At 47.3% G+C, this 20,052-nt stretch carries 20 protein-coding genes; 13 read left to right on the forward strand and 7 right to left on the reverse strand.

The annotated features are described in order from the left end of the window. Nucleotides 1-219, reverse strand: a 219-nt coding sequence (locus tag BHV83_RS17905; protein WP_286757844.1) for a hypothetical protein, incomplete at its 3' end; no start/stop codon positions are given. A 546-nt stretch (nucleotides 220-765) separates the two neighbouring features. Between BHV83_RS17905 and BHV83_RS17910 the strand changes: the two genes are divergently transcribed. From BHV83_RS17910 to porU, 3 genes are read left to right on the forward strand one after another with little or no spacing between them, the layout of a single operon-like run. Then, nucleotides 766-1,416 (forward strand): redox-sensing transcriptional repressor Rex, encoded by a 651-nt coding sequence (locus tag BHV83_RS17910; protein ID WP_005634424.1) that lies wholly within the window; start codon nucleotides 766-768, stop codon nucleotides 1,414-1,416. Nucleotides 1,417-1,419: 3 nt separating this feature from the next. After that, nucleotides 1,420-2,034: a fumarylacetoacetate hydrolase family protein gene (locus BHV83_RS17915; protein ID WP_005634422.1), complete on the forward strand. Its 615-nt coding sequence runs from the start codon at nucleotides 1,420-1,422 to the stop codon at nucleotides 2,032-2,034. A gap of 14 nt (nucleotides 2,035-2,048) precedes the next feature. Next, nucleotides 2,049-5,414, forward strand: a complete 3,366-nt coding sequence (porU, locus tag BHV83_RS17920; RefSeq protein ID WP_122205441.1) for a type IX secretion system sortase PorU — start codon at nucleotides 2,049-2,051, stop codon at nucleotides 5,412-5,414. Here porU and BHV83_RS17925 read toward each other — a convergent pair. From BHV83_RS17925 to BHV83_RS17935, 3 genes are read right to left on the reverse strand one after another with little or no spacing between them, the layout of a single operon-like run. After that, on the reverse strand, nucleotides 5,403-6,683 hold the full coding sequence (locus BHV83_RS17925; RefSeq protein ID WP_005634420.1) for a DUF6080 domain-containing protein: 1,281 nt from the start codon (nucleotides 6,681-6,683) through the stop codon (nucleotides 5,403-5,405). The genes porU and BHV83_RS17925 overlap by 12 nt on opposite strands. Before the next feature lie 9 nt (nucleotides 6,684-6,692). Next, nucleotides 6,693-7,286 carry an HAD-IB family hydrolase gene (locus tag BHV83_RS17930; protein WP_005634419.1) on the reverse strand — a complete coding sequence of 198 codons (594 nt, stop codon included), beginning with the start codon at nucleotides 7,284-7,286 and terminating at the stop codon, nucleotides 6,693-6,695. A gap of 1 nt (nucleotide 7,287) precedes the next feature. Then, nucleotides 7,288-8,184: a decaprenyl-phosphate phosphoribosyltransferase gene (locus BHV83_RS17935; RefSeq protein ID WP_005634418.1), complete on the reverse strand. Its 897-nt coding sequence runs from the start codon at nucleotides 8,182-8,184 to the stop codon at nucleotides 7,288-7,290. 129 nt (nucleotides 8,185-8,313) lie between these two features. Between BHV83_RS17935 and porV the strand changes: the two genes are divergently transcribed. The 7 genes from porV to BHV83_RS17970 all read left to right on the forward strand — a co-directional run bounded on the left by porV (nucleotide 8,314) and on the right by BHV83_RS17970 (nucleotide 15,524). After that, a complete protein-coding gene (porV, locus tag BHV83_RS17940) occupies nucleotides 8,314-9,477 on the forward strand; it encodes a type IX secretion system outer membrane channel protein PorV (protein WP_005634409.1) in 1,164 nt (387 codons plus the stop codon). Nucleotides 9,478-9,503: 26 nt separating this feature from the next. Further along, nucleotides 9,504-9,980 carry a 2-C-methyl-D-erythritol 2,4-cyclodiphosphate synthase gene (gene ispF, locus BHV83_RS17945; RefSeq protein WP_005634408.1) on the forward strand — a complete coding sequence of 159 codons (477 nt, stop codon included), beginning with the start codon at nucleotides 9,504-9,506 and terminating at the stop codon, nucleotides 9,978-9,980. A gap of 199 nt (nucleotides 9,981-10,179) precedes the next feature. Further along, nucleotides 10,180-10,524 carry a translation initiation factor gene (locus tag BHV83_RS17950; protein WP_005634407.1) on the forward strand — a complete coding sequence of 115 codons (345 nt, stop codon included), beginning with the start codon at nucleotides 10,180-10,182 and terminating at the stop codon, nucleotides 10,522-10,524. Nucleotides 10,525-10,528: 4 nt separating this feature from the next. Next, the gene (locus tag BHV83_RS17955) at nucleotides 10,529-13,756 is read left to right on the forward strand and encodes a UvrD-helicase domain-containing protein (protein WP_122205440.1); all 3,228 of its coding nucleotides are present in this window, start codon (nucleotides 10,529-10,531) and stop codon (nucleotides 13,754-13,756) included. Between the two features lie 72 nt (nucleotides 13,757-13,828). Then, nucleotides 13,829-14,491, forward strand: coding sequence for a phosphatidylserine decarboxylase family protein (locus tag BHV83_RS17960; RefSeq protein WP_005634404.1), 663 nt, complete (start codon nucleotides 13,829-13,831; stop codon nucleotides 14,489-14,491). Nucleotides 14,492-14,500: 9 nt separating this feature from the next. Then, nucleotides 14,501-15,205 carry a CDP-alcohol phosphatidyltransferase family protein gene (locus BHV83_RS17965; RefSeq protein WP_122205439.1) on the forward strand — a complete coding sequence of 235 codons (705 nt, stop codon included), beginning with the start codon at nucleotides 14,501-14,503 and terminating at the stop codon, nucleotides 15,203-15,205. Between the two features lie 52 nt (nucleotides 15,206-15,257). Further along, complete coding sequence (locus tag BHV83_RS17970; protein ID WP_005634399.1) at nucleotides 15,258-15,524, forward strand: DUF4834 family protein; 267 nt, start codon at nucleotides 15,258-15,260, stop codon at nucleotides 15,522-15,524. Nucleotides 15,525-15,529: 5 nt separating this feature from the next. Here BHV83_RS17970 and BHV83_RS17975 read toward each other — a convergent pair whose 3' ends face one another. Together BHV83_RS17975 and BHV83_RS17980 are read right to left on the reverse strand one after the other, a co-directional pair. Next, nucleotides 15,530-15,970 (reverse strand): nucleoside deaminase, encoded by a 441-nt coding sequence (locus BHV83_RS17975; protein WP_374938849.1) that lies wholly within the window; start codon nucleotides 15,968-15,970, stop codon nucleotides 15,530-15,532. Beyond that, entirely contained in the window at nucleotides 15,970-16,197 is a 228-nt protein-coding gene (locus tag BHV83_RS17980) for a hypothetical protein (protein ID WP_005644624.1), read from the reverse strand. Before BHV83_RS17980 ends, BHV83_RS17975 begins: the two co-directional genes overlap by 1 nt. Before the next feature lie 69 nt (nucleotides 16,198-16,266). Between BHV83_RS17980 and BHV83_RS17985 the strand changes: the two genes are divergently transcribed. From BHV83_RS17985 to BHV83_RS17995, 3 genes are read left to right on the forward strand one after another with little or no spacing between them, the layout of a single operon-like run. Further along, nucleotides 16,267-16,635 carry a YraN family protein gene (locus tag BHV83_RS17985; protein WP_005634391.1) on the forward strand — a complete coding sequence of 123 codons (369 nt, stop codon included), beginning with the start codon at nucleotides 16,267-16,269 and terminating at the stop codon, nucleotides 16,633-16,635. A gap of 13 nt (nucleotides 16,636-16,648) precedes the next feature. Then, complete coding sequence (locus tag BHV83_RS17990) at nucleotides 16,649-17,005, forward strand: MmcQ/YjbR family DNA-binding protein (RefSeq protein ID WP_005634389.1); 357 nt, start codon at nucleotides 16,649-16,651, stop codon at nucleotides 17,003-17,005. Further along, a complete protein-coding gene (locus BHV83_RS17995; protein ID WP_122205437.1) occupies nucleotides 16,998-17,753 on the forward strand; it encodes a biotin--[acetyl-CoA-carboxylase] ligase in 756 nt (251 codons plus the stop codon). The genes BHV83_RS17990 and BHV83_RS17995 overlap by 8 nt, the downstream gene beginning before the upstream one ends. A 124-nt stretch (nucleotides 17,754-17,877) precedes the next feature. Here BHV83_RS17995 and BHV83_RS18000 read toward each other — a convergent pair. Beyond that, on the reverse strand, nucleotides 17,878-20,052 hold a 2,175-nt coding region (locus BHV83_RS18000; RefSeq protein WP_502687970.1), incomplete at its 5' end, for a GH92 family glycosyl hydrolase.

The raw sequence follows: 20,052 nt of genomic DNA on the forward strand, positions 1-20,052 counted from the left end.
GCCATTGCTATAATGTTTGGTTTTTGCAACGGTAAGATAATACTTTTTACCGAAATAAACAATAGCAAAAGGGGCTATCCGACTTTTTGGACAGCCCCATTCTACCATCATGCATCTATCATGCTTTTTATTTAATAGTTTATTTATATAACCGATAATGAGCTGCTTATATTTATATAGGCCAAAATGACTATCGACAGAAACGAGATTATTTGACACAAAAAACGCTCTTTTCACCGGATAAGATGCAAAAACAGGGCATAAAATGTCCTCAGCATGGCAGATAAACATCCCCACATCCCCGGAAGAGCTTCGCACAGACCCGGATCTGCACCTCTTCCACACCCGGATGTCCGTGGCTCTTACACCCGGGTCTCAAGCAGCTATTCAAGCCGTTTTTGGCAAAAGAAAAGCTTGTCTTGATGAAAAATGAAGCTATTTTAACCTGTTTTGCACCTATTCCCGGACGGTCTCTGTTTTTATTGTATAATTGACATACAGTATGTTATCGTTTTTCACTATGATGGTTATGATAGATGAATAATAGTGCAAAATGGTAACTATCATGCTGTAACGAGTTGTTTTAAAGTAATATACGGCCGATTATGATAGTATGATGGTTGGTTTTGCAAGAACATTTATATAGTCATCGTCCGTATCGGTGGCGAAAACAGATGGACGCTTTATGAAAAGAGCGTGTTCTATTTTTCTATTCCCAAAGAAAAAAATTGTACTTTTGTGAGCTACATTAATAAAGATTGAACAATGGCTAACGATGAAATGAAACAAATCTGGAAAGTGCCGGAGCCGACTCTTAGGAGGTTGCCGTGGTATCTTGCCTTTTTGAAACTGATGAAAGGAAGAGGGGAAGCTTTCGTATCATCTACTCAGATTGCCAAAGAAATTAATGTGGACCCCAGTCAGGTGGCGAAAGACCTCTCTTTTGTGAATATTTCAGGGAAGACACGTGTCGGCTATGAAATCAGCACGCTGGTGGATGTGTTGGAGGATTTCTTAGGTTTTACGGCGCAGCATAAAGCATTCTTGTTCGGTGTCGGTAGCTTGGGAGCCGCCTTGTTGCAGGATTCCGGTCTGAAACAATACGGATTGGAGATTGTTGGAGGCTTCGATGTCCGTCGGGAATTGGCCGGAACCGAGATTAACGGGATACCGGTCTACCACATGGATGATTTTCCTGCCAAGCAGAAGGAATACGGAGCGACGATCGGAGTGATTACCGTCCCTGTCGACAAGGCGCAGGAAGTGACCGAATTGATTATCGCGGGAGGAATCAAGGCTTTGTGGAACTTTACCCCGTTCCGTATCCGTGTGCCGGAAGATATCGTGGTGCAAAATACCTCTATGTATGCCCATCTTGCTGTGATGTTCAACCGCTTGAATTCAATCAATCACTGATATATGAAAATAATAGCCGTAGGAATGAATTATGCTGCTCACAATAAAGAGCTGCATCATTCGTTAAAATTATCGGAGCCTACTATCTTTATGAAGTCCGACTCTTCGTTACTGAAAGACGGCAAACCGTTCTTCATTCCTGATTTCTCTTCGGAGATTCATTACGAAACGGAGATCGTCGTGAAGATAGACCGGCTGGGAAAAAACATTGCCGAACGTTTCGCCCATCGTTACTATAACGAGGTGACGGTAGGAATTGACTTTACAGCCCGCGATTTGCAAAACAAGCTGCGTGCGCAAGGTCTGCCTTGGGAAATCAGCAAGGCGTTCGATAATTCGGCTGTTCTTGGGACATTCGTCCCACTGGAGCGTGTGGGAGATGTGAACCGCATTCCTTTCCATCTGGATATTAACGGCAAGACCGTCCAGGAGGGAAATACACAGGATATGCTTTTCCCGGTCGACAAGATCATTGCCTATGTGAGCCGTTTCTTTACGTTGAAGATAGGTGATTTGATCTACACCGGAACCCCGGTAGGCGTGGGGCCGGTCAAGATAGACGACCACTTGCAGGGATATATCGGCGAGCAGAAGCTGCTGGATTTCTTTGTGAGATAACACGGAAAAAACGTATGAAGAGAATCTTATGTGTCTTGCTGTTTGTATTCGGTCTGCTCACTTCTGCTTGGGCGGATAGTAGCCGATATGCCTCCGAGTCGGTATTGAACTCCGGGAAATGGGTGAAGATACAGGTGGCGGAAGATGGTATTTACAAACTGACGGCTGCCGATCTGAAAAAGATGGGCTTTTCCAATTTGGATAAAGTAGCTGTTTATGGCTACGGAGGATGGCCTTTGGATGAAGATTTCTCTACTACCTATATTGATGATGTCCCTGAGGTAGCCGTATGGAGGAGTGCGGATTATTTGTTGTTTTATGGGAAAGGGCCGCGCAAATGGGAATATTCTTCTTCTGATAAGTCCTTTATCCACACCAACAACCCCTATTCCAATTACGGATATTATTTCGTGAGCGAGAAAGAAACAACCGGGCGTACGATGGAGAAGGCTGCATCTGCTGCTGGAGCCACTTTGCAAGTGACAACTTTCGATGACTATGTTTTGCACGAAGAAGAGTTGGTATCGGTGAACAGTTCCGGGCGTGAATTGTATGGGGAATCGTTTACTTCTACTTTATCCCGTGATTTCACGATATCGGTTCCGGGTATTACGAACGACGAGGGAAAAGCCACCCTGTCTTTTATCTCCCGTGGCAACGGAACGATTACTATGAATGTCGATGGAAACGCTTTAATATCCGGTTCCGTGTCTGTCCCGTCGGACGAATACGAAGTGGCACGGGAACTGTATCGCGAAAGAGCTTGGATGGCTGATAAAGGTGAGACTGTAAAGGTCAACATCGGATACAGTACGACCGGACATAAGAATGTGCACTTGAACTATTTCCGTCTGCAGATGAAGAGGCAATTGAAAGTATATGACAATTATACATTCTTCCGCAGCCTCTCGGCAAGAGGCAATGCTTCCCGCTTTGTGATTCAGGGAGCCGATGCCAGTACGCTGGTTTTTGATGTGACCGACGGTGTAAATCCGCAACAGATGGAAACGTCTCTGAACGGGACAGAGTTGTCTTTTTCGATTCCTGCTTCCGCTTCCTTGAGGGAGTTTGTCGTAGTAAAACCTTCACAGATAAAAGCTCCCGTGACGGTCGGCGAGGTGGCGAATCAGAATCTGCATGCTTTGCCACAGCAAGATATGATCATTATTGCCCAGCCTAATTTTACTACGCAGGCAGAACGTTTGGCAGAAGCGCATCGGACAAAGGATAACCTGACGGTCCGGGTGGTGACGCCAGAATCAATTTATAACGAGTTTTCCAGCGGTACACCGGATGCAACTGCTTATCGCCGTTTTATGAAGATGTTCTACGACCGGAAGACTTCGGAAGCTGATGCTCCTAAATATTTACTGCTGTTCGGCGATGGCTCGTTCGACAACCGTAAATTGACTTCCGCCTGGAAATCGGTGGATATGAGCAATATGTTATTGACGTATCAGACGGAAAATTCATTAAGTAGTCAATCGTATGTGATTGATGACTATTTCGGATTTCTGGATGATGCGGATAATAAGAAATCCCTTCAAAATAAAAAACTATGTCTGGGGATCGGACGCTTTCCTATCAGGACTGTGGAGCAGGCGACTCAGATGGTGGATAAGGTAATCTCTTATATGGAAAATAAAAATACAGGTTCGTGGAAAAACAATCTGTGTTTTATGGCTGATGATGGTAGCAATACGGATGGATTTATGACTGAGCATATGGAGTTTGCTGATCAGTTGGCAGGTTATGTCGAAAGTGAACATCCTGAGTTTTTGGTGAATAAGCTGTATTATGATGCCTATAAAAAAGACATGACGGCAGGAACTTATCCGGATGTAAGGAGTGGCTTGCAAAAACTTCTAAAAGACGGACTTCTATTGTTTAATTATACCGGACATGGAGGGACAACGGCTTTAAGCGATGAGAAAGTGTTAACACAAACAGATATCAACCAGTTTACTTATACTCATCTGCCGGTATGGGTGACGGCTACCTGCGATTTTACGCGATTCGATGACTTGAATACGTCTGCCGGAGAAGATGTCTTTCTGAATAAAAGCAGTGGGGGCATTGCGCTGTTTACGACTGTCCGTGTCGCTTATTCCAGACCTAATTTCCCGATCAACGACAATGTTATCCGTAATTTGTTTGAAAGAAATAATGGGCGTCGTCGTACGCTGGGAGAAGTGATGCAAGCAACGAAAAACACCTTGTCGTCCGTTTACAAACTTGGTTTCTGCTTGATCGGAGACCCAGCTGTAAAAATGGCTTATCCAGAATTTGGAATGAAAGTGACGACTGTAAACGGGCAATCGGTAGACGGAAATTCAATATCTTTTAAAGCTTTGGAAAAGATCACTGTCGAAGGAGAGGTGTTGGATGTTTCCGGGCAGTTGGTAACTGATTTTACTGGTATAGTCAACCCGACGGTAAAAGACAGCAAGGTGACTGTCACCTGCTTGAAGAACAGCAATAAAGATGACAGTCCGGCTTTCACCTTCACTGACTATCCGAATACGATTTTTATAGGGAATGACTCCGTGCGCAACGGAAAGTTTAGTTTTACTTTTACGGTTCCGAAGGATATTTCCTATTCCAATTTGCAGGGGAAAATGAACCTCTATGCCGTCGATACGGAAAGTGGCAATGAGGCACAGGGTAATTTCGACAACTTCATTGTCGGAGGAACTTCCGACACGGCGGAAACCGATACGATCGGTCCGGAAATTCGTGCCCTATACTTGAATGATACGACATTTGTGGATGGCGGGCAGGTGAACACGACTCCCTATTTTGTCGCTGAGTTATGGGATAAGAGCGGAGTGAATATCACGGGAAGCAGTGTCGGGCATGATATGATGCTGGTAATAGACGAATCGACCGTCCTGAGCTATAACCTGAACAGTTATTACGAACTGTTACCTGGCGAAGATGGGACCGGTATCGTGAAGTTCCCGATCCCGGCGCTTGAGCCGGGTAAACATACGGCGGAGTTCTGGGTGTGGGATATCTTGAATAACTCGACCGTGCGGACATTTACTTTTGAAGTGGTCGAGGGACTGAAACCTTTCCTGTTCGATGTGATCGCAACACCGGGTATCGCCCGTGAGCAAGTGACTTTCCATCTTATGCACAACCGTCCCGAAAGTCGGATGCGAGTGGGTATTATGGTCTACGATCTGGCAGGCCGACAACTTTGGAAACATGAAGAAAGCGGAACGTCCGGTCTGTTCGAAAACTATACGGTTTCCTGGGATCTGACATCCGGTGGTGCCCGTATGCGTCCCGGTGTTTATATCTACCGGGCAGCTATCAGTACCGATAATTCCAAAGACGCGACAAAAGCAAGGAAATTCATCATTTTAGGCGAATAAGAAGGAACGCATAAACTCCATCGTGTTTATCGTTGCAGTCAGGACAAAGAATCCGATAATAACCCAGTCCAGTATCCGGTACATGCGGACCGGCAATCGTGTGTATAGCCAGCCCAGCAGGATCGGGATTGCAAACATCCAATGCCCACCGAACAGGATCGCCTCGTTCATCCCGTAGCGGATGATAAAGTGGATCACGAAATCGATACTCAGGTACATAAGTAGCAGTTGTACATATTTGTTTTTCAGATTGAGCAAAGCCGAGGCCGCGACTAAAAACAACAGAAACATGATTACGGCATTGTTCCAACTGTGCAGGTATTCGCTGGGACGCAATACGACCTCTTTCCCGACTAACTGTTGTGTGAGAGGCGTGCTTATAATCGTATTGCCCCAGAAATCGACCAGTGCTTGTTTACCGAATGTCTCGTCGTGGATAAAATACTGTCCGAGTTGCCCGGTCGTTTCGATAGGAGACGGGCCTTCCGGGTTGAACAGTTTCGCTTTGAGGGTGTAAAAGCCCATGATGACAGCTACGCAAATGACAAATGGCAGCATGATTTTGACCCCCGTCCGTATTTTATGCCAGAACGGAGTTTTATTCAGGAACAGGGCCATTGCCGGTTTGGCAGCGTTGGTGATTGTTATTCCTCCACACAGGAAAGAGAGAAAGAGGATCGTCCGGCCTTTTATATATCCGGTCAGCATGTATTCCCTGGAAAGCATTAGTAGTGAGAAGACGAGCAGGAAAAAGGAGAACGGATAAGATTCTGTGGTGAATGATAAGACAACAGTCGTGAAAAAGCATCCCGTGAACCCTGTCAGTAACAGTGCCCGCCGGGAAGAGATCCGGACGATCTGCTTCAGGTAACGATAGATCAGGACCAGTCCGCCGGTTATCAACAGGTTCATCAGTGTCAGGCAAATAATACCGGAAGTTTTCTCTTTGAACAGGGTTGTCAACAGGATTGTCAACAGTGTTTTCAACAAATGGAAGATGCCGAAAAAGGGATGGCTGATGTCGAATGCTCCTCCGCGCGTGTGGAGATGGAATAGATTGTCATAGCCCAAGTAACTTCCCGCTCCCCCGTTGGGTACATCGATCAGTTCCGTATGAAAGAGCATCCGGTAACCGATACACCCGTAAAGAAGGAAGAAGAAAAGGAAAAGCCCGGTTTCTATCGGGGTCGTCGGAAATAACGTGCGCTTAGTCTCTCTCCACTCGATCCGGAGAGCGCGAAACAGGATAGACAGGCAGGATGGCATCATAGTATATGTTTATTTATTGTTGAATGGTTTATAATGGGGGACATCTGCAAGGGCGAGCAGTTCTTTGTCGCCGGAACTGTCGCCATATACATGCAGCGTCTCGGAGGCGAAATCCGGATATAGCCGGCGGAGCCTGCGTACCTTCTCACCTCCTTTACAGTTGGGCGTGGAAAAACGCCCGGTCAAAGTCTGCTCCCTAACTTCCAGCCCTGTTCCTTCCACGAACCGGATTCCGACAGTTTGTGCCCAGGGGCGTATCCAGTCGGGCATGGACGCGCTGATAATGGCGATCTTGTTTCCTTCTTCCTGATGCCTGCGTATTTCTTCCAAGGCCGCAGGATAGACGAAAGCCGGTATACGGGAGGCATATTCGAGACAAGCCTGTTGGAAATCCTCCGTCTTCATTCCTCGCAGGAAAGAGGAGATCACAAGCTCTTTGGCCCGGTGCGTGGAGAGAATGCCCGTTAAGGCTGCTCCTTTCAGCAGGATAATCCAGGGGAGCCGCAGGAGGAAAGCCTTCCGTCCACAAGCCTGAATCAGAAAATCCGGCAAAGAGTCGCGGGAAATGATGGTTCCGTCGAAGTCGAATATTGCGATTGCCATATCAATAAATAAGTAAAGCGAATACGATAAACCAGCCGGCCACGGTCAACTGCAAAGTACGGTCCTGTAAGAGGATGTCGGTCGGGTTGCAATTGCTCTTCTCCACCAGGATGATTTGCAGATAGCGCATGATGCCTGCCAGTACGAAAGGAACTGTGGCATACAGGTATTCGCTGCTCCTCGACGTCACTTCGGGCGAAAGCGTATATAATATGTAAGTCACGGCTATGATGGAAGAGAGAAACGACAGGATCACGTTCAGGTAGTCGATCGTATATCCGGTAATATTCTTACGTGAAATCTGTCCGGTCTCCATGAAATTGAGCAAATCGTCCCGGCGCTTGGCAAAAGCGAGGAACAGGGAGAGGATGAATGTCATGATAATCAGCCAGTGCGAAAGTTCTATCTCCCCGGCGGCAGCTCCCGCTTCAAGCCGGATGATGAAACCGCAGGCGACAATCATGGCATCTATGATCTGTACCTGTTTGAGGTAAAGCGTATAGGCTAAGTTCAGGAGGATATATCCTCCTGACAACAACCAGATCTGGTTGTTGCTTGTATACATGAAGCTGAAACATAATGCACTCGTCGCATATAGCAGGAACATGAAGACAAGGGCGGCCATCGGAGAAACTTTCCGGGAGGCGATCGGACGGAATCGTTTGACCGGATGCAAGCGGTCTTCACCCGCATCCATCAAGTCGTTGAAAATATATACACCACTGGTGAGCAAGCAGAAACCGGCAAACAGGATTGCAACATTCCACAGCCTGTCCGTATCTCCTATCTCCTGTGCAAAAAACATGGGAAGGAACAAGATGATGTTTTTTACCCACTGGAAAGGGCGCATCAGAAGAAATAATGCTTTAACTTTGCCTGTCGATTGTATATCTTTCATACTCAAAAGACAAAAGTAGGAATTTTATTTGAGCATACAATAAAGTTCGGATTATTCAGTTTATAATGCAGTAGGAGCGGTTCGTGAATCGTCCCTACTGAATCGGAAAATAAATTTAAGGATAGACATATGATAAGTAAATTCAGAATCGGTGCACTCGTTATAATACTTAACTTCTTCGCTTCGGTTGCGATGATTTGGGGACAGGATAATCCTTCTTTGCTCCAAATGGCGGTTCCTTCGTTGAACATCGCTCCGGATGCACGAGGCGGCGGTATGGGAGACATGGGCGCGGCGACTTTGCCGGACATCAACTCGCAGTATTGGAATGCTGCCAAATATGCTTTTATGGGAAGTAAGGCGGGAGTCAGTTTGTCATATACGCCGTGGTTGCGTAAATTGGTCAATGATGTGGCCTTGGTGAATATGACCGGTTACTACAAATTAGGAAATAGCGATTTACAGGCTATCAGTGCATCTTTGCGTTATTTCTCGTTAGGTGAAGTGAATATATGGGAGAACATCGGGGATGTCCCTTATGGTTTGAACCCGTATGAGATGGCGTTCGACGTGGCTTATAGTCGCAAGCTGTCCGAGTCCTATTCAATGGCGGTAACCTTGCGTTACATCCGTTCGGATATGGGGACGGACCAGAATGACGAAAGCAATGCGGGCAATGCTTTTTCTGCCGATATTTCCGGTTATCTGGAAAAATATGTGCTGATGGGTAATGCCGAGGCATTGTGGAGCTTTGGTTTCAACCTGTCGAATATAGGGAGTAAGATCTCGTATGACGGGGGTAATACGAACCAGTACCTTCCGGCAAAGCTGACGTTGGGGACCGGTTTGCTTTATCCGATTGACGATTACAACCAGATCGGCGTTTATCTGGACCTGAACAAATACATGGTCCCGTATGCTCCGCAAAAGGAAGAAGGAGAGACTGATGCCGATTACCAGACGCGTGTGGACGACTATAAATCATGGTCGAGCCTTTCCGGTATGTTGAAGTCTTTTACCGATTCACCTAACGGCCTGCTGAAGGAGATCATGGTTTCGGTCGGAGCCGAGTATAGTTATAACCAGCAGTTCTTCGTCCGTGGTGGTTACTTTTACGAGAATGCGAATGTCGGTAACCGTAAATACTTTTCTGTGGGTGCCGGTTTCCGTATGAGTGTGTTCCAGCTGGATGCTGCTTATCTGGTTAGTACGGTTCCGCAGAACCCGTTGGACCAAACACTTCGTTTCTCCCTGTCTTTTGATATGGACGGGATCAAGAACTTGTTCAGATGAAAGTTGGAAGTTAAAAGTTGAAAGTGATGAAAGTACGGGTTGGGTTTGGATATGATGTGCATGCATTGGTTCCGGAGCGTGATTTGTGGCTGGGCGGAGTGAAAATAGAGCATACGATGGGCCTGCAAGGGCATAGTGATGCGGATGTCTTGATTCATGCTATTTGTGATGCCCTGTTGGGCGCAGCCAATATGCGTGATATCGGTTATCATTTTCCCGATACGGCAGGTGAATATAAGGACATCGACAGCAAGATTCTGTTGTTCGATACAATGGAATTGCTTCGTGATGCCGGATATACATTGGGTAATATAGATGCGACTGTCGCCGCCGAACGTCCGAAACTGAATCCACATATTCCCGAAATGAAACGGGTGATGGCTGACGTCCTCCAAGTGGATGTAGAAGATATCTCCATCAAGGCGACGACAACCGAGAAGTTAGGCTTTACCGGACGACAGGAGGGAATAGCTGCATATGCAACGGTGCTGATACAGAAATAGTCTACCGCTTCTAGGTCTTTATCTATAATAGTTTTAGAAGTTTCCCTTGGGTGAAAATTTATTTTCATGTAAGGGATAATTTATTTTCTCTTATATGAAACAAGGGTTTCACTTACGGGTAACAAAGTGAAACTAATGTTGTATCTTGTTTATCCCGCCGTTAATTTGTAGATTTGACCCCATAAAGAAAAGATGAAATATGAAGAGTAACGATTGGAAGGACCGTCTGGGGATCATGTATTCTACGAACCCGGATTTTCAATATAATACAGGAGACGAAGAGGAAGAAGAAACGCTTCCGAAAGAGAAGCAGCTGCTGCGCATTGCTTTGGATAAGCGGAACCGGGGCGGCAAGGCCGTGACATTGGTCACCGGTTTCCGGGGAACGACCGGCGATTTGGAAGCACTTGGAAAATTTTTGAAGGTGAAATGCGGTGTCGGTGGCTCGGCTAAAGACGGGGAAATCATCGTACAGGGTGATCTGCGTCCTAAAGTGCTGGAAATATTGCAAAAAGAAGGCTATGTCAAAAGTCGTATAATCTGATCGTATGCTGACAGTCTACAGAGCTTCCGCCGGAGCCGGGAAAACGCACAAGCTGACCGGTGAATATCTGACTTTACTGTTTACGGGACCGGGCGCTTTTCGCCGTATCCTTGCTGTGACCTTTACGAACAAGGCGACAGACGAGATGAAGACACGTATTGTCGACGAACTGTACAACTTGGCTTCCGGAAGGAAATCGGATTATGTGGAATTGCTGAAGTCGGCCTATTCATTGACGGAAATCCAGGTTCGCAAACAGGCGGCCCAAATACTGATCGATATCCTGCACGATTATTCGGCGTTCAACATCAGTACGATCGACCGCTTTTTTCAGCAGACCATGCGTGCCTTTACGCGCGAGATTGGTTTACAAGGTGGTTATGGGATCGAAATGGATCAGGAACTGGTGCTCACGACGGCTATCGACAACCTGCTGTCCGACCTCGAAAAGCCTGAAAGCAAGGACTTGTTAGGCTGGCTGCTCCGGTTTGCGGAGGATAAGATAGAGAGCGGAGGGGAATGGAACCTGCGTAAAGATATTATGGCCCTGAGCCGTGAGGTCTTCAAGGAGAGCTATAAGGCTTTCAGTGAAGCGGTCGGCCGGGATATAGAGGACAAGAAAGCGCTGGAAGACTACAAGAACGAGCTGTACGGCATCATCCGTTCGGTAGAAGCGACCGCTAAAGAATTGGGAGAACGCGGCCTGGCGATCCTGAATAAATATGGGCTTAAAGTTACCGATTTTAAAGGGGGCAGCCGTTCGCCTCTGACGCTTCTCGACCGTCTGGTGCAGGGAGAGATGAAAGAGCCGTCCGCTACTTTTATCGGTTTGGCGGATAATCTGGACGGCTGTTTCACGAAAACGGTTTCGCTCGGTACCCGGCAGATCATCGGATGTGCCTTTGAGGATGGTTTGAACGATTGCATCAAAGGAATTATTTCCCTGTTCGGTAATCTGACTGCCTATAATACCGCCCGTGAAATTGTCCGTTATTATTATACGTTGGGGATCCTGACCGATGTGTCCCGCCAGATAGCCGCTTATCGGGAAGAAAAAAATGTGATGTTGATTGCCGACACGACCGAATTGCTCAGTAAGGTGATCGAAGGCAGCGATGCTCCTTTCATCTATGAAAAAACCGGTACACATGTCGACCATTATATGATAGATGAGTTTCAGGACACCAGCGGAATGCAGTGGAACAATTTCCGTCCGTTGATCGAAGAGAGCCTTGCACATAGCCGGGACAATTTGATCGTAGGGGATGTGAAACAAAGTATCTACCGTTTCCGTAACTCGGACTGGAAGTTGCTGGACGAACAGGTACAAGCCGACTTTTCCCCCGAAGAAATCCATGAAGAGACGCTAAAGGATAACTGGCGTAGTTGCCGGAATATCGTGGAGTTTAACAATGCCCTTTTTACGACACTTCCGGGTGTTCTGCAGGCTGTCTATAATGAAGCGCTGTCCGTCTCTTCCCTGAGCGAGGAACAACGAGCGGCTTTTTTCACTAAGATCATGTCCGCCTATGATAAAAGTTTCCAACAGGTTCCTCCCCCTTTCATGCAGAAAGACGGGCATGTACGGATTGAATTTCTCTCCGGAGATAATGAGAAAGATTGGAAAGAGGAAGCTCTCGGACGTTTGCCCGGCGTGTTGGAGAAATTGCAGGATAACGGATATGCGCTAAAAGACATTGCTATCCTTGTTCGCACCAATCAGGAAGGGGCACAGGTGGCAGATACTTTACTGGCTTATAAGGAAGAGCATCCTTCCAACCGCTACAACTACGATATTATTTCGGATGAGGCTCTGTTTGTCAGTGGTTCGACGGCAGTCCGTTTCATGGTTTCTTTGTTGCGTTACCTGAAGAACCCCGAAGACCGGACGAACGGGCAGATCGCTTTATATTCCTATCAAGTGTTGAAAGGGAGATTTGGTGTCGAAACTCCGGCTTTTCCACCGGAAGTCGTCTCTGTCCTGCAAATCCTTTCCCGCCAGTCCCTCTATGAAATAACGGAAGGTCTGTTCCGCCTTTTTGCCGACGACTTTCCCGAAAATGAGCAGGTTTTTGTCCAGGCTTTCTTGGATATGGTGTCCGAATATACCCAGAAGGAGAGCGCAGACCTGAACCGTTTCCTGAAATGGTGGGACGAAACGGGCTGCCGGAAAACAATTGCCACACCGGACGGACAGAATGCGATCCGTATCCTCACGGTTCATAAGTCGAAGGGGTTGGGCTTTAAAGTCGTAATCATCCCTTTCGGGGATTGGGAGATCGACCATAAACCGACAAAACCAGTCATCCTCTGGTGCCATCCGGAAGAGAAGCCGTTTGATCGCCTGCATCTGGTTCCCGTGCGCTACGGCCAGTCGTTGGGAAAGACGATTTTTGCAGGCGATTACTTTAAGGAACGCTTGCATGCCTTTATTGATAACCTGAATACTTTATATGTCGCTTTTACTCGTTCGAAAGATGAGTTGATTGTATTCTCTCCGCGCCCGAAGAAGATGAAGGATGCAACTGGTGAAGTGGAAAAGATTTCGACTTTGACCGATGCCTTGTGGGCTGGTCTGCGCACGGATATGCCTGATACACGGGAGGGTGAGAAGCTGATCTCGTTACCTGCCGCTTTCGATACCGGAACGGGCGTTTTCGAGTTGGGCGACTGGTGGCATCCGGTTGCAAAGGAGGAGAATGGGGACATTCAGGAGATCGGGATGGCACGCCTTAGTTCCATCTCTCCGGACGACCGTTTGCAGTTGCGCCTGCATGGCAAAGGCTATTTCTTCGATAATGCCCGCCGGAAACATGGGGCTTTGATGCACGAGGTGTTGAGCCGTATCCGTACCCGGAAGGATATTCCGCAATCGGTCGAACGATACCATCAGGAAGGGGTGATCGACAAAGAGGAAGCGATAGCACTTGTCGCACGCCTCGAAGAGTTGTTGAACCTGCCGGAAGCCGCTTCTTGGTATGACGGTACGGCACGTGTGTTGAACGAGGTCGATATCCTGTTCGGAAAAGGGCTGTCCAAGCGTCCGGACCGTGTGATGATTACCGGAAACCGTGTGGTCGTGGTCGACTATAAGTTTGGGGAACATGCCGACCAACGCTATCATAGTCAGGTAAGGAACTACCTGAAACTGATCCGGCAAATGGGGTATGACGGGGTTGAAGGTTTCCTTTGGTATGTTGAATTAAATAAAATAGAAGCGGTGAAAGGGTGATATATTTTTGTTATTCGGTAAAAATGAATATTTTTGCAAATTCTTACGATAAATACTCGATTAGATTAAAGAATGAAAGTACATAAAGAAGGAACAGGTCTATTATTAACGCTTTTCACGATATTCTTTGTCGTGGACGTTGCGCTGTATCATACTGTCGGTAGAGGTTGGGTGTTCTATACCACGACTTTCGTCACCACAGTCCTGTTCTTGTTGGTACTTAACTTCTTCCGTAGCCCGTTCCGTCGTTTCCCGTTCGATTCGGAAGGATTGGTGATCGCCCCTGCCGATGGTACGATTGTGGCAATTGAGGAAGTGATGGAGAATGAAATCCTGCACAGGGAATGCTTGCAGATATCCATATTCATGTCCGTTTTTAATGTACATGCCAATTGGTTCCCGGTGAATGGGACTGTTAAGCATGTATCACATCAGAACGGGCGTTTCCGTGCCGCCTACTTGCCGAAGAGCAGCACGGAGAACGAGCGTTCGGCTGTTGTCATTACAACCCGTAACGGGGTGGATGTATTGGCACGCCAGATTGCAGGTGCGTTGGCACGACGTATCGTGACCTATGCCAAAGTCGGTGATAAGTGCCATGTGGACGAACAGATGGGGTTTATCAAGTTTGGTTCGCGTGTAGATGTTTACCTGCCTGTCGGGACGGAAGTCCTGGTCGAAATGGATCAGAAGGTTACCGGTAACCAGACTCCGATAGCCCGTTTGGGAAAATAAGAGAAATAAATGAGCATCAAGAATAGTATACCTAATTTTGTTACCTGCTGCAGCCTGATATCTGGTTGTATCGCTTGCATTATGGCGTTAAGGGGAAACTTGCCGATGGCGACCTTGTGGATTGTCATTGCGGCTGTTTTCGATTTTGGTGACGGTTTTGCCGCCCGTTCCCTGCACGCCTACTCTCCGATGGGGAAAGAATTGGATTCTCTTTCTGATATGGTAAGTTTCGGTGTCGCTCCTGGAATGATCGTTTATTGGTTGTTGGAGCAGGCTTGTATGACGGCTCCTGTTTTGGGAGAGGCGGCAGGCTATGTTCCGTATATGGCTTTGGTGATACCGATCTTTTCCGGGTTGCGTCTCGCCAAGTTCAATATCGATGAAAGGCAGACGACTTCTTTTATCGGTATGCCTGTCCCGGCCCATGCTCTTTTCTGGGCGTCTATCGGCTATGCGTTCCATTCTGCCGTACCAGTGGACAGCATCGGGTTTATTGCCGGAACGATAGTTGCGGCGATCCTGTTTTCGTCTTTACTAGTATCTGAAGTTCCGATGTTCTCATTGAAAGTAAAGTCGTTGGCATGGAAAGGCAATGAGTTACGCTATATTTTAGTGGCCGGGGCGGTGGTCTTTGTGACTTTCTTTGGTGTTCTGGGCATTGCCGGAACAGTCATTCTCTATATAACCTTGTCTTTTTTTAACAAAAGAAGGTAAACAAGAGTTCGTATCTTTGTGTTTGTGTAATAAACCAACTAAGTGACGGAATATGTTTAAGTTTTTGTTTGTTATGTTCTTCTTCTTTATCCTGTTAGTTTTTCTAATGGGATTCTCTATCTTGCGTACCTTTAAAAATATCCTGTTCGGAAGCGGAAGTAGTGGAAAGAAGGGTGAACAACGCCGTCAAACAAGCGGTTACTCTTCCGACGCGCGCAGCAACAGCTCTGCACGCGAAGAATATGCTTCGCAGGTCTCCCGTAAAAAGATTTTTGCAAAAGATGAGGGGGAGTATGTGGATTATGAGGAAGTGAAATAAGTTGTTCAGCGCTTGCGCTGAAAGAATTTGCGCATTTCTTCGGCGCATTCGTTTTCAAGAACCCCTTTTTTGACTGTCGCTTTTGGATGTAAGGCTTTCGGTGCGTATTGCTGGAAGCCTCTTTTTTCGTCTGTCGCTCCGTAGACGATCTTGCTTAGTTGCGACCATCCGATTGCTCCGGCACACATCACGCATGGTTCCACCGTCACGTAAAGGCTGCATTCGGTCAGATACTTGGCTCCTAAGACGCCGACTGCCGCCGTTATCGCTAACATCTCGGCATGGGCGGTTGGGTCGTTCAGACGTTCCGTCTGGTTGTGGGCGCGGGCTATGATCTGGTTATTACATACGATAACAGCACCGACGGGAACTTCTCCCTCTTCGGCTGCTGAGCGGGCTTCTACTAGTGCCTGCTTCATGAAATATTCGTCGTTGAATGGATCCATCATCTTCTCATTTCGTTTTCATTGAAGAGGGTAGGATAGTCCTCTTCCAGGGTTTTAAGTATGTGGGACAGGATTGTCTCACGGTACCAACGGGATTTGTTGATGATTTTATACCTGGCAAGATAACGTTCCACTGCCTTCTGCTCGTCGTCGTTGAGCATGAAAGTGACCTTGTGCACGCGTGGGTGATTCGGCTGTGGAGATGAATATTTACGTTTCAGTGTCATAGTTTGCAAATGTAAGGGGGAAAGCGCAAATAAAAAAGAAAAACAGTATATTTGTGCAAATTACATGGAATGGCTAAACGGAACGAAACAGGAAAAGACGGTGAGTCGGTTGCACGTGCTTTTCTGGAAAAGCAGGGCTACAAGATTACCCATACGAACTGGCACTGGCATCATTATGAGCTGGACATCGTAGCAGTCAAAGATACCTGGCTGGTTGTGGTAGAGGTGAAAACGCGTTCGGATGATTATCTTTTGGCGCCGGAAGATGCGGTCGATGCTCCTAAAATCCGCCGTATCGTGGCGGCAGCCGATGCGTATGTCCGCTTTTTCAATCTTGAACTACCGGTCCGTTTTGACATCATAACCGTAATCAAAAAAGGAGAGGAGTCTGAAATAGATCATATAGAAGATGCTTTCTATGCTCCTTGCCGCAAATAAAACAAAGAACAGTATGAATATAGAAGAAGCCAGGGAATATTGCCTGTCGCTGAAGAATGTGACGGAGTGTTTCCCTTTCGATGATGTTTCACTGGTGTTCAAAGTGGAGGGGAAGATGTTTTTGCTCCTGCCTCTGGATGCCGTGGAACCCTGTGTGTCACTGAAATGCAGCACCGATTATGTCGAGGATCTGCGCGAACGATATACGGCAGTGGAAGGTGCTTGGCATTTTAACAAGAAATACTGGAACACCATCTACCTTGACCGGGATATGCCGGACAGCGAGATCAAGCATTGGATCCATCATTCTTATCGCGAGGTGATCGCCAAATTACCGAAGAAAATAAGAGAAGCTTACGAAAATGAATGACAAAAACGAAACTCCGAAGATCATCCGGCTTGCCGAGACAGATTCGACCAATAACTATCTGCGGGAACAAAGTGCAAAAGCCAGGTTGCCGGAAGGTAGCCTCGTCATAGCCGATTTTCAAACAGCCGGAAAGGGGCAGGTCGGAAACTCATGGGAGTCGGAAGCTGGGAAAAATTTGATGTTCAGTATTCTTTTATATCCTGATTTCCTTCCTGCGAACCGACAATTCCTGATTTCCCAGATTGCTTCCCTGAGTGTGAAGGAAACGTTGGAGAAGTACACGGATTCCGTCACGGTAAAATGGCCGAACGATATTTACTGGAAAGATCGTAAGATATGCGGAATGCTGATCGAGAATGATCTGTCCGGGCAGCATCTCTATTGTTCGGTAGTCGGTATCGGGCTTAATATCAACCAGGAAATATTTCGTAGTGATGCCCCCAATCCCGTATCCCTGACTCAGATTACAGGTAAGACGTATGATCGGGAAGATGTATTGGCCTGCTTCCTGCGTATCTTCTTTAACTACTATTTCCTATTATTACAGGAGAAGGAGGAAGAAATCCGAGCTGCCTATATGGCGGCCTTATATCATGGTGACGGTTATTATTTCTATATTGATGAAAACGGCTCTTTCGAAGCCCGTATCCATGCCATCGAGCCGACCGGCCATCTGATCCTCCAATTGCGCGATGGGGAGCGGCGAAGGTATGCCTTCAAGGAGGTAACAACCGTTGTCCCCAGATAAGAGAAAGTATGCAAGACTGAATTCGGTTTGCTGATTGGCATAATTCAGGGAGTATGTCAAAATGTACTTGTTCCCGCGTCAAGTTCGGGGACAAGTACATTGTGACACACTGTTCTGAATCTTATTATCTTCCTGGTTGGTCTGTCATTGTAAACACCAGGTTCCCGCCATTCATGACATCTTTGTGGCTGATTGTAAGACCTGTGACCTGCTTTCCGTTCAGTTCTACTGATTTGACGTATTTGTTGGTTTTGGACAAACCTTTGGCTTCGACAGTGAATGTTTTGCCTTCGGGGAGAGATAGGGAAATCTTTTCTATCTGAGGAGCGCCTAAAACATATTCCCCGCTGATCGGGTTGACCGGATAGAAGCCCATAGCCGAGAAGATATACCAGGCGGACATCTGGCCGCAGTCGTCGTTACCGCACAGGCCGTCCGGTTTGGCCAGGTAGAAACGGTCGAAGACTTCGCGGATCACCTGCTGCGTCTTTTCCGGATGACCGGCATAGCTGTAAAGGTAAGCTACATGATGGCTGGGCTCGTTGCCGTGTGCATATTGTCCGATCAGGCCGGTTACGTCGGAAACGAAACCGGTGTTTTCAGCCGTGCTTTCGAGGAAGAATAATGAGTCGAGTTTGGTCACGAAAGCCTCGTTGCCACCCATCAGGTCGATCAGGCCTTGTACATCGTGCTGTACATGCCAAGTGTACTGCCAAGAATTGCCTTCCGTGAAATCGCCGCCCGAAGAACTGGCGTGTGAGAGCAGGAAGGAATTGAACGGCGTACGCCAGTTGCCTTTGGAATCTTTTCCTCTCATTAGCTTGAGTTCCGGATCGAAGAGGTTCTTATAGAAGGCGGCACGTTTGGAGAAACGTTCGTAATCTTCCGTCTTGCCTAACGCTTTTGCCATCTGGGCTACACAATAGTCGTCGTAAGCACATTCCAAGGTTTTGGAAACCGATTCGGTGTCGATGATGTCGAACGGGAAATAACCGTATTTCTCGAATGTTTCCCAGTCGGAGTTAAAATGGCTGACGGTAGCGCTCGCTTTGACTGCCTGGTAAGCCTCTTCTGCATCGAACCCCTTGAATCCTTTCAAATAAGCATCCACGATCACTGGAATGGCGTGATTGCCGATCATGCAGAAGTTCTCTTTTCCCCACAAAGCCCAGATCGGGAGAAAACCTTGTATCTTCTGGTGATCCAGCATTGTCTGGATCATGGCGTCTACCTTGTCCGGGTTCAGAATCGTGTATAGCGGATGAGCGGCGCGATAGGTATCCCAAAGTGAGAACGTAGAATAGTATTCGCCTGTCGGAGACGTATGAATATTGTCATCGATACCGCGATACCGTCCGTCAATGTCGGCAATATTGTTCGGCTGCATCATCAAGTGATACATGGAGGTGTAGAAACTTGTCTTTTCATCCGTCGTACCTGTAACTTGTGCGCGGGAAAGGAGTGCCTGCCACTGGCCGCGTGTGGACTGATGGACAGCATCGAAATCCCATGCCGGATTTTCTTTTTGCAAGGAGGCGAGAGCTCCGTCGACACTTACGCTCGACATGGCAACTTTCACCTGTACGGCTTCACCTGGTTTCGTGTCGAATTCTAGTATCAGGCGTTTCGCCTTTTCTCCTTTCTCCACCGGGAGTTCTTCCTTGACCGTATAAGGATGGTCGAATTTGATTACATAGAAATAATGGCGTGTCACCCAAGCACGAGTTTGGTTATGTCCAGTGATCGTCTGGTTGTCCGGCATTTCAAGCTCGGCTTCTAAGACATGTGTCTTCAGCGCATCTTTGCTTCCGACCATACCGCGTTGCAGGTCGACCAACAGACGTGCCGGCCCTTCGTTGTTGAATTTATAGCGATGGAGAGCAGTGTGGGCAGTAGCCGTAATTTCTGCATCGACACCGTAGTCGGATAAGGTGACCGCATAATAACCCGGTGATGCTTTCTGGGTGGATTTGTCGTATTCGCTTTTATAAGTATTGTCTTTTATATCGCCGCTGAACGGGAACAGCAGGATGTCGCCCAAGTCCGGACAACCCGTTCCGTTCAGATGCGTTTGAGCGAAACCTTCGATAAAGTTATCTTCATAATTATATCCCGAACAGTATCTCCAAGAGCCAACTCCGGATTCGGGGCTTGCCTGTATCAGTCCGAACGGCGCACAAGCACCCGGAAACGTGTGTCCGTTGTCCGCATTCCCGATAAAGGGATTAACATACTGGCAATAGTCTTCCTCGACATTGTCTTTTGTTTGGGGTGCAGGGCTGCACGCACTGACCATCCC

The sequence above is a fragment of the Parabacteroides sp. merdae-related_45_40 genome, assembly GCF_001915675.1.